Annotated in this window: 10 protein-coding genes; 2 read left to right on the top strand and 8 right to left on the bottom strand. The window is 62.8% G+C overall.

The window, feature by feature from the left end; all coding sequences use genetic code 11:
* Positions 1-7: 7 nt before the first annotated feature.
* Together L979_RS01920 and fdh are read right to left on the bottom strand one after the other, a co-directional pair.
* The gene (locus L979_RS01920) at positions 8-1,069 is read right to left on the bottom strand and encodes a 4Fe-4S dicluster domain-containing protein (protein WP_047688548.1); all 1,062 of its coding nucleotides are present in this window, start codon (positions 1,067-1,069) and stop codon (positions 8-10) included.
* Positions 1,066-4,353, bottom strand: coding sequence for a formate dehydrogenase (gene fdh / locus L979_RS01915; RefSeq protein ID WP_231559352.1), 3,288 nt, complete (start codon positions 4,351-4,353; stop codon positions 1,066-1,068). The genes L979_RS01920 and fdh overlap by 4 nt, the downstream gene beginning before the upstream one ends.
* Before the next feature lie 196 nt (positions 4,354-4,549).
* Here fdh and L979_RS01905 point away from each other — a divergent pair, with 196 nt between their 5' ends.
* Positions 4,550-5,743, top strand: coding sequence for a zinc-dependent alcohol dehydrogenase (locus L979_RS01905; RefSeq protein ID WP_047688544.1), 1,194 nt, complete (start codon positions 4,550-4,552; stop codon positions 5,741-5,743).
* A gap of 46 nt (positions 5,744-5,789) precedes the next feature.
* Here the strand turns inward: L979_RS01905 and L979_RS01900 are convergent, their stop codons facing one another.
* The 6 genes from L979_RS01900 to L979_RS01885 form a co-directional block, all read right to left on the bottom strand.
* Positions 5,790-6,233: a PTS sugar transporter subunit IIA gene (locus L979_RS01900; protein WP_081993588.1), complete on the bottom strand. Its 444-nt coding sequence runs from the start codon at positions 6,231-6,233 to the stop codon at positions 5,790-5,792.
* A gap of 119 nt (positions 6,234-6,352) precedes the next feature.
* Positions 6,353-6,607, bottom strand: a complete 255-nt coding sequence (locus tag L979_RS01895; protein WP_047688542.1) for a hypothetical protein — start codon at positions 6,605-6,607, stop codon at positions 6,353-6,355.
* A 240-nt stretch (positions 6,608-6,847) separates the two neighbouring features.
* Positions 6,848-6,988, bottom strand: a complete 141-nt coding sequence (locus tag L979_RS15755) for a hypothetical protein (RefSeq protein ID WP_156125303.1) — start codon at positions 6,986-6,988, stop codon at positions 6,848-6,850.
* Positions 6,989-7,054: 66 nt separating this feature from the next.
* Positions 7,055-7,948 (bottom strand): AI-2E family transporter, encoded by an 894-nt coding sequence (locus tag L979_RS01890; protein WP_052209344.1) that lies wholly within the window; start codon positions 7,946-7,948, stop codon positions 7,055-7,057.
* Positions 7,949-8,149 carry a hypothetical protein gene (locus tag L979_RS14270; RefSeq protein WP_052209343.1) on the bottom strand — a complete coding sequence of 67 codons (201 nt, stop codon included), beginning with the start codon at positions 8,147-8,149 and terminating at the stop codon, positions 7,949-7,951. It abuts the gene before it with no gap.
* A 76-nt stretch (positions 8,150-8,225) separates the two neighbouring features.
* Positions 8,226-8,684, bottom strand: a complete 459-nt coding sequence (locus L979_RS01885) for a PTS sugar transporter subunit IIA (RefSeq protein ID WP_052209342.1) — start codon at positions 8,682-8,684, stop codon at positions 8,226-8,228.
* A 180-nt stretch (positions 8,685-8,864) separates the two neighbouring features.
* Here L979_RS01885 and L979_RS01880 point away from each other — a divergent pair, with 180 nt between their 5' ends.
* Positions 8,865-9,242 carry a hypothetical protein gene (locus L979_RS01880; RefSeq protein WP_047688539.1) on the top strand — a complete coding sequence of 126 codons (378 nt, stop codon included), beginning with the start codon at positions 8,865-8,867 and terminating at the stop codon, positions 9,240-9,242.
* Positions 9,243-9,579: the final 337 nt, after the last annotated feature.

Below are 9,579 nucleotides of genomic sequence, written 5' to 3'. Positions count from 1 at the left end.
GAAACGCTCACCGGCGGCCCCCCGCCACGAATGCGGCGGCAGTGGCCAGTGCCATGCCCGCCATGGCCACACCAGTCCGTTTGAACGTGTGGGCCAGATCAGCGGTGGGAACGCGCGGGTCCGGCGGCAGCCCGTAGACCTCGGGTTCATCCAGGAGCAGGAAGATGGAGCCGGTGCCGCCCACGCCGTCGTTGGGGTTGGCACCGTAGAGCCTTGCCTCCGTCATGCCCTGCTCGTGCAACTGAGCCACTCGCTGTTGGGCGGTGGCCAACAGGTCCTCACGTTGCCCGTACTTGATGGAGGTGGTGGGGCAGGTCTTGGCGCAGGCCGGGGTTTCGTCATCCTTGAGGCGGTCGTAGCACAGCGTGCACTTCTGGGCCACGCCGTCCTGGGGTTTGCGGACGGTGTCCGGCATCTCCCGGCTGGCTGGTGTGTCCACCAGGCCGTCCTCGCGCCGTTCGATCACGCCGAACGGGCAGCCGGCCACGCAGGTGCCGCAGCCGTTGCAGATGTCGTCCTGGACCACCACGGTCCCGTACTCGGTGCGGAAAAGCGCGCCAGTGGGGCACACGTCCAGACAGCCCGCGTTGGTGCAGTGTTTGCACACGTCAGAGGACATCAGCCACCGGAACTCCGGGGTGGGGCCCGAATCCGACGACGACGCCGAACCGCACCCTCCCGACCCACAACCCCCACCGGCGGAACCCGTGCCGGCGGAACCCGTGCCCGAGGCGACGGAAGAACCGGATGAGGGCGCGCCCACCTGGGGCATTCCCAGGCTCACCAGCTTCCGACCGGATTCCCGTGCCTGCTCGATCCGTTGGCTGTCCTGTTCAATGAACGCCACGTGCCGCCAGGTGTCCGCGCCCAGGGCTCCTGTGTTGTCGTAGGAGGAACCCAGGATCGAGTAGTCGCCGTCCGCGGGGTTGCGGTTCCACTCCTTGCAGGCCACTTCACAGGCCTTGCAGCCGATGCAGATGGAGGTGTCCGTGAAGAACCCGCGGCGTGAGTGCGGGTGATCGTAGTGGGCATCAGAAGTCGGGTTACCGTCCTTGGGCTCAGCGCTCATCGGTTCTCCTCCACTTCTGCTTGCGGATCCGTGACCCGAACATTGCCGGTCTCCAGGTCCAGCCCGGCACGTTGCTGGTACTTCTTGACCAATTCCACCAGCTCGGTGCCGCGGGGGCGTCGGCCGGGTTGGATGTCACAGAGCCCCACCTTGGACTCCTGAATGTGCACGTTGGGATCCAGGGTGATGCCCATGAGGTCATTGGCGGCATCGCCACTGACCACTGCCTCACCGCCAACACCCCAGTGGTACGGCAGACCGATCTGATGCACTGTCCGTCCACCGGACTGCAGTGGGCGCATGCGTTCAGTGATCATCACCTTGGCCTCAATGGCGGCACGTGGGGAGACCAACGTGGCCCAGCCGTTGTGTTCCAACCCGCGTTCGGCGGCCAGCTCAGGTGAGACCTCACAGAACATCTCCGGTTGCAGCTCCGCCAGATACGGCAGCCAGCGACTCATGCCACCGGCCGTGTGCTGCTCCGTCAGCCGGTAGGTGGTGAACATGAACGGGTAGACCTCCGCCCCCGGTTCACCCTCACTGGGTGCGCTGAGGTTGTCCCACCGGGGGAACAGCTCACGCGTGGCATTGGGTTGCTGGGCGTAGAGCGGATTGCGGACCGGGGACTCCTGAGGCTCGTAGTGCGTGGGCAGGGGTCCATCCACCATTCCCTTGGGTGCAAACAACCACCCCTTGCCATCGGCCTGCATGATGAAGGGATCATCCCCGTCCAGAGCGGCGGCCCCGCCGGCCTCCTCGGGGGCCACCGTGCCGGGAGCGCGGTCCACCACAAAGTCAGGGATGTCCTTGCCGGTCCAGCGCCCGGCCTCTTCATCCCACCAGACCAGCTTCTTGCGCTCGCTCCACGGCTTGCCCTGGGGGTCCGCTGAGGCACGGTTGTAGAGAATGCGGCGGTTGGCAGGCCATGCCCAACCCCACTCGGCGGCGATCTCGTCCTGGTCCTTGCCGGGGACCCTGCGCGCAGCCTGGTTCACCTTGTCCGCGTACACCCCGGTGTAGATCCAGCAGCCACCCGCGGTGGAGCCATCACCTTTCATTTGCGCGTAGGAGGACAACGGCTTGCCGGCATCAGGACCTGTGAGGAAGCGCCCGTTGATTTCGGCCAGAACGGACTCAGCATCGGGATCGCCGTCGTCATGAAGCGGGTAGTCCCAGGTGAGGTCCAAGAGCGGGCGGTCCCGCGGATCATCCGAATCGGCCAACCGCTCGCGGATCTTTTGCCCGAACTCATAGAAGAACTTCAGTTCACTCTCGGCCTCGCCTGGTGGCGTCACCGCTTGGTGGCGCCACTGCAGCAGACGCTGCGTCTGGGTGAAGCTGCCGGACTTCTCTACATGGGTGGCTGCGGGGAAGAAGAATACCTCGGTGTCGATCTCCTCAGTGCGCAACTCCCCGGATTCGATCTCCGGGCCGTCCTTCCACCACGTGGCGGATTCAATCAAGCTGAAGTCACGCACCACCAGCCACTTCAGGTGGGACATGCCCATGCGCTGCATGCGCCCATTGGCAGATCCCACAGCTGGGTTCTGACCCAGGATGAAGTAACCCTCAACCTCATCCCGCAGCATGGCGGTCAGGGTCTGGTACGTACCGTGGGGGCCGGTCAGACGGGGCAGGTAGTCATAAGCCCAATCATTCTCCGGTTGAGCTGCATCCCCCCACCACGCCTTGAGAAGGCTGACGGCGTAGGTGTCCGCGTTGGCCCAGAAACCCTTCTGCTGCTTGGAGGCAATGGAGTTGATGTACTCCTGGGAGCTCTGCAGCTCCACCTTGGGCATGGGCAAGTAGCCCGGCAAAAGGTTGAACAGGGTTGGAATGTCCGTGGAGCCCTGGATGCTGGCGTGTCCGCGCAGCGCCATGATGCCGCCGCCAGGGCGTCCCATGTTGCCCAGCAGCAACTGCAGAATCGCAGCTGTGCGGATGAACTGGGCTCCCAATGTGTGCTGGGTCCAACCCACGGCATAGGCAAAGCACGTGGTGCGCTCGCGGCCGGAGTTCTCCGTGATGGAGCGGGCCAGGTAGTCAAAGTCCTCTTCCGAGATGCCACAGGCTTCCCGCACCATCTCCGGGGTGTAGCGCCGGTAGTGGCGCTTGAGGATCTGGAACACGGTGTTGGGGTCCTGGAGAGATTCATCCCGCAACGGTTCCGCCGCTGCCGGCGGGCCGCCACTTCCGTGAGATTCACCTTCCGCATGATCGCTGACTTCTTCGCCGTGCTCCGGGCTCTGGCCGGAGGCTCCCTCATGGGGACGAGTTTGGTATCCCCAGGAGGAAAGGTCGTACCCGCCCTTCTCAGGGTCGTAACCGGAGAACAGGCCGTTCAGGTCCTCGGTGTCCTGGAAGTCCTCAGAAATCAGGTAGGAGGCATTGGTGTAGGCGCGGACATACTCGTCAAACCAGAGTTCGTTGCTGAGCACGTAGTTGATCAAGGCGCCCAGCAGCACGACGTCGGACCCGGCCCGGATGGGCACGTGCTTGTCCGCAATGGCAGTGGTCCTGGTGAAACGTGGATCAACGTGGATCACACGAGCCCCACGGGCCTTCGCCTCAGCCACCCACTGAAAACCGACCGGGTGGCACTCTGCCATGTTGGAACCCTGGATGACAATGCAGTCCGCATTCGCCATGTCCTGCAACGACTGTGTGGCGCCGCCGCGGCCAAAAGAAGTTCCCAAACTGGGAACGGTGGCGGAGTGTCAAATACGCGCCTGGTTCTCGATCTGGATGGCGCCTGCTGCCGTGAACAGCTTCTTGATCAGGTAGTTCTCTTCGTTGTCCAAGGTGGCCCCGCCCAGGGAGGCGATGCCCATGGTGCGGTTGAGTTTGCGACCTTGGTCATCGGCGTCCTGCCAGGTACGACGACGCGTCTCAATGAACCGGTCCGCCACCATGTCCACCGCTTTGCTCAACTCAAGGCGCTGCCAGTCCTTGGCCTTGGGTGCGCGGTAGAGCACGTGGTACTGCCGACCTGGTGCATTGACCAGCTGCTCGCTGGCGGCACCCTTGGGGCACAACCGGCCACGGGAGATCGGAGAATCCGGATCGCCTTCGATCTGGATGACGTTGTTGTCCTTGACGTAGACCTTTTGTCCGCAGCCCACTGCGCAGTAGGGGCACACGCTGCTGACCACGTGGTCTGCGGTGGCATTGCGGGAGGTGATCTGCCGGGTGTGCTCGGAAACGGTGGCTGAACTGCGCGCGGTGGTGTCCGATGTGCGCAGCTGGCGCACCACCGGCCATTCCAGGAAGCTGAACCGTCCCATGGGTGCCAATGTAGTCCAGATCACCACGTGAGGCGATGCCAGGCGCCGGTTGTGGACCAGCGTTGTTGGCAGTGGGGCCATGGACAGGGTCACGCTGGCGCCGGTCATCGACTGACAGGGGCCGTCCAGATCCGATTGGACCACCACGTACCTCCGTGGCAAAGTAGTAAGGGAACTTTTTACTTAGGAGGTCTTCGTGCGTGCATTGACTTGGCAGGCTCCCGGCAAGGTGGAAGTGGTCAACATCCCCAAGCCGGAGCTGCAGCAACCCACCGACGCCATCATCAAGGTGACCTCCACGGCCATCTGTGGATCTGACCTGCACCTCTACAACGTGTTTGGCCCGTACATGGATGCCGGTGACGTGCTGGGCCATGAGTTCATGGGAATCGTGGAGCAGGTTGGTCCGGGAGTCACCAACCTCAGCGTGGGGGATCGCGTGGTGGTGCCCTTCAACGTTTCCTGTGGTCACTGCTGGATGTGTGAGCGCGGATTCTTTGCTCAGTGCGAGACCACGCAGAACACGGAATACGGTGCCGGTGCCTCCCTGTTCGGCTTCAGCAAGATGTACGGCCAGGTCCCCGGTGGCCAGGCGGAGTACGTGCGTGTGCCCCACGCAGACTTTGGCCCCGTCAAAGTTCCGGAAGGGTTCAGTGACGAGCGTGCCCTTTACCTTTCGGACATCCTGCCGACCGCCTGGCAGGGCGTGAAGTGGGCCAACGTGCCCCAGGGTGGGTCCTTGGCCGTGATCGGTCTGGGCCCGGTGGGGCAATTGGCCTTGCGGTCTGCCAAGTACCAAGGCAACGCGGAGAAGATCATTGCCGTGGACCTGGTGGATGAACGCCTGGAGTTGGCTCGATCCTGGGGTGCAGAAGTGATTGACCTGCGGACGGTTGATTCCGTGGCGGATGCGATCTTTGACCTCACGGACGGCCGCGGAGCGGACTCCACTTTGGACGCCGTTGGGATGGAAGCCCACGGGAATCCGGTGGCAGAAGGCGTGGTGAAGCTGGCCAGCAAGCTGCCCAACGCCGTGGGTCAGCCCGTGATGGACAAAGCCGGTATTGACCGCACGGATGCTTTGCTGACCGCCATTCAGGGCGTTCGCCGTTCAGGGACCGTGTCCGTGTCCGGTGTGTATGCGGGCAACGCCAACCCCATGCCGGTGCGGGACATCTTTGACAAGGGTCTGCGCATTGCCATGGGCCAGTGCCATGTGCGCCAGTGGACCGGTGAGCTCTCTGAGATCGTCTTCCAGGAGCAAGACGTTCTGGGGCTGGAGGACCTGGCCACGCACCGCATCCCGCTCAGCGATGCGGCTGAAGCCTACGAGACATTCATGAACAAGCAGGACGGCTGCATCAAGGTGGTGCTGGACCCCACCCGCTGATGATCGAGCAGGCCGCGACACATTGAGTGGCGGCCTGCTTGGTTTATCACGCCAGTGCAGCCAAGAATTCCTCCGGCGTGGTGGCCGATTCCAGTGCTGCACGCTTCTGGTCATCTTCCAGCAGTGTTGCCAGTTGGCGGGTGGCCATGATGTGGGAGGAACTGTTCATGGCGGCCAACGCCGCCACCAGGGTCACGGGGTCGTTGGATTCGTGTCCGAACCTCACCGGCTCGGCCAGGCGGACCCATGCCATGCCGGTTCGGTGGACGTCGTCGTCGGCGCGGGCGTGAGCAAAGGCCAGACCGGGCGTGATCACGATGTACGGGCCGTGCTCCTCCACGTTGTTGATCATGGAGGCGGTGTAGGAATCGTCGCTGATACCGGCCGTCACCAGGAGGTCACCGGCGGCCTGCATTGCCTCACGCCAGTCACCGGCCTGAACGTCCAGGCGGATGGATTCGGGGGTCACCAGTTCATGCAAAGTCGCCATGAACACAGCCTACGGAGTTCGCAAGTGGTGGGGGAGTCCTTGGCGCCTGTTCCTTGGTGGGGACCCGGTATTCACGACGACTATTCACGACGACGGCGCAGCCCCGTCACCCGCGGAAGTCACCTCCAGGGCTCAAGGGTCCATGTGGAGGACACATCGCCGCGCCCGGCCAGCCAGGCCAGCAGCGAACGGGCATCATCTTGGCTGGTCAGTCGCTGCGTGACCGTTGCCAAGAGATTCTGCAGATCCCAGGCAACGTATGCCTCGGGCCAGTCATGTGGCGAGTACCCGATCCCAAGGTCAGCGTGGTGCATCTCTATTTCCCGCAACCGGTGGGCAGGGCAGCCCCTGACCGGGTAGGTGTCACGGGCCATGAACTCCTGGTGGGGCCATCCTGCGCGGACGCACTTTTGCAGAACATCATTCAAATGCTCCTGGGACCGGACCACATGGTCTATCAGTGCGGTGGCTCCCAGCTTGACTCCGTCGTCTATACCTCAGCGGCGCTGGTCCGGGCCGCCGGGATACCGAGGTAGGTCTTCGCCGCGAAGGGCGCCTTCCAGCCGCCTGACATGGCTTTCTGCGTTACCTGCCAAGTGGGCGAGGACGTGGGCTCATGTCCATCCGGGCAAGTGGCTGGGTGCCTCAAGGTCATCCTGGCCGAGTGCCGTCACGGCGCTGAGCAGCCGTTCGCCAGGGGCCACGCACAGCTCAGTGGCCAGAGTCGGTTGTTGTTCCAGGTCAATGGTCTCCATGGGCGAAGGCTACAGCCGCCGTTGTCGCCGCAGAATTCACGTGGACCGTGGTGGTCAGTTCCCTGCCTAGTTGGCTGGGGTGGGTTCAGAGATGGTGGGCAGGGCGTCGTCGTCGGTGGGTGCGGTCTCAGAACTGACGGCGGTGGAGCCGTCCCGACCGGTCCAGATCTCGATGATCGCCCACGCCACAGCCGTCAGCGGCACGGCCAGGACCGCGCCGGCCACGCCACCCAGCAGCGTGCCTGCCGCCACGGCCAGCAGGACAACAGGGCCATGCAGATGCAGGGTTTTGCCCATGATCAGGGGGTGCAGGATGTAGCCGTCAATGTGGTGAACCACCGCCACCAGCGCTGCCAGGGCACCGGCTATGGGGGCACCAATGGTGGGGATGAAGGCGGTGACAAAAATGACCACTGTCAGAGGCACCACCAATGGCACCTGCAGGATCCACAAGCCCAGTCCGATCAGCAAGGCGTCAATCACCGCAATCAGGGCGATGCCGCGTGTGTAGCCACCCAGTGTGGTCACCGTCTGGCGCCCGGAGGCCTGGATCTTCTCCCTGGACGGGCCCTGGACCCAACTGAGAGCGAATGCCCACATCTGCGGGCCGTCCTTGATGAAGAAAAACAGAGTCAACAACATCAGAACGGCACCGGCCAAGACCTCGGAGGCCACGGACAGGCCGCTCAGGGCACTTTGCTCAGCTTGAGAGCTGGTCAGTGCACCCTGCAGCTGTGACAAGGCGGAATTGATGGTTTGTGGATCCACCAGAACCGGCCAGGGGCTGTTGTGGAGCATGTCCTGCAGTTGCTGCCAACCGGAGCTCGCGGAGGACATCAGGTTGTCCCAGCCGTCCTGGATCCCCAACACCACGCCTGTAGTCACAGCACTCAGCCGCACAATCAAGCTCAAGAACACCAACGCGGCTGATGCCAGACCAGGCCAGCCGCGGCGCTCCAACTACGCCACCACCGGACGGACCGCGGAGGCCAGGATGAGCGCGATCAGAAGCGCCATCACCACCACTTTGATGGCCAGCAATCCGTACAGCAACAACGCGATTACGGTAATCAGGATCAGAAACTGAAGTCCGCGCATGGCAGCTCTGCCCAAGCCGTCCGACCAGGGACTGGAACGCTTGAAACCGGTGGAGGTGCTCATGGTTTTGAGACTACGCCCGGGTCACTGGAGATTGCCTGGGCAACCACCGATTGGATGGTCAATGCAGGCTGGGTGCTCACTGGCGGTTCAAGTGGCCCAGGACGGCCATGAAATCCTGGACGTCAGCTGCAGTCTGCAGACGGGCCCGGGTTTGATCGTTGTCCACCAGGGTGATCAACTGGCGCATGGCCTGGATGTGCTGGGTGCTGTCCGCTGAGGCGAGTGCGGCAATCAAGGTGACGGGGTCGTTGAGTTCATTGCCGAACTTCACTGGCTTTCTCAGCCGCACCCACGCCATGCCGGTGCGTTGAACCAGCCCAGGTGCTTGCGCGTGGGCAAAAGCGAATCCTGGTGCAATCACAATGTACGGGCCGTGTTCATCCACGTTCTTCATCATGGCGTCCGTGTACGCGGGCGATCCCACACCGGCATTGATCAGAAGCTTGCCGGCCACACGAATCGCGGATCGCCAGTTGCGCGCGCGGGCGTTGAGGCAAATGGAATCCGGCGTGACGAGTTCATGCAACTGGGCCATACGTACACATTAAGTGAGACCTTCATGCTTCGGGTGGTTGCCATCCTGATTCGTTGACCTCCCTGCGCAAAACCTCAGGTCACACGTAGGGTGAATGGGGTGAACCCTCAAGATTCAGCTGATCCAGACCGCGGCAGAAGGTCCCCCACGGGGACCGAAGACCGCGTCCGGGATGTGCTCGTGGTCGGCTCCCTGACGGCCTGCCTGATCACCTTGTTGTTCTTTGTCATGTTCTTGGTCAGCGCAGAGATGACCGTGACGTACACCTGGGGCTTGTTGCTGTTGCCCGTGCTGGGTGGTTACGGCGTGACAGCGGGGGCGTTGTTCTACGAATTCGCCATTGAACGGATGAATCGCGGTTTGGTGATCGCCCTGTGCGCACTGGGTGTGATCGTGTTCAGCGCGGGTATGGCACTGATCTTTGAGTACGGAAACTCTCGCCCGATCGGTGAGGCTCCGCTGTGGTGGATGTTGACAATGGCCATAGGTTTGGGAGCGCTGAGCGTGGTCTTGAACGCGGTCCTGCCGCGACGTCGTCGGCTGTCACGACGGCTCTGACCGCGTAACATTCGCCGTCAAACATCTCAGGTTGCTCACGGTGTGCAAGAAAACTTGGGGGCTGTGGAACGCAGTCGTAGCGTCTGAACCACGTGGCGCTCCCAGTCTCAGGGGGCGCGATCCAAAGGCACAGGGGAAGTCGTGGCGCGCAAACTGTTCTCAGAAATCTCACCACTGACCTACAAGATTTCGCTTGTACCGCAGCAAGTTCAACGCAATGTTCAGGACCGGGTCTCACGGGCTGTGTTCACCAAAGAACATCAGGGCCAGGATCTTCCGGTGAAGATTTACGGGCCCTTCACAGATGAGCATGGGTAGCGGTGTGCGCGTGGGCGTC

This window comes from Kocuria sp. ZOR0020 (assembly GCF_000800955.1).
In the GTDB taxonomy this organism is placed as follows: Bacteria; Actinomycetota; Actinomycetes; order Actinomycetales; family Micrococcaceae; genus Kocuria; species Kocuria subflava.
The sequence above is the reverse complement of the archived record's forward strand: the minus strand, read 5'-3'. Positions and strand labels throughout refer to the sequence as shown.

What these genes read in the sequence shown, in the direction of transcription:
- L979_RS01900 (WP_081993588.1), bottom strand. Translation starts at nt 6,233, where the DNA reads ATGGCGACTTTGCATGAACTGGTGACCCCCGAATCCATCCGCCTGGAC.
- L979_RS14270 (WP_052209343.1), bottom strand. Translation starts at nt 8,149, where the DNA reads ATGAGCACCTCCACCGGTTTCAAGCGTTCCAGTCCCTGGTCGGACGGC.
- L979_RS01895 (WP_047688542.1), bottom strand. Translation starts at nt 6,607, where the DNA reads ATGGCCCGTGACACCTACCCGGTCAGGGGCTGCCCTGCCCACCGGTTG.
- L979_RS01885 (WP_052209342.1), bottom strand. Translation starts at nt 8,684, where the DNA reads ATGGCCCAGTTGCATGAACTCGTCACGCCGGATTCCATTTGCCTCAAC.
- L979_RS01920 (WP_047688548.1), bottom strand. Translation starts at nt 1,069, where the DNA reads ATGAGCGCTGAGCCCAAGGACGGTAACCCGACTTCTGATGCCCACTAC.
- L979_RS15755 (WP_156125303.1), bottom strand. Translation starts at nt 6,988, where the DNA reads ATGGAGACCATTGACCTGGAACAACAACCGACTCTGGCCACTGAGCTG.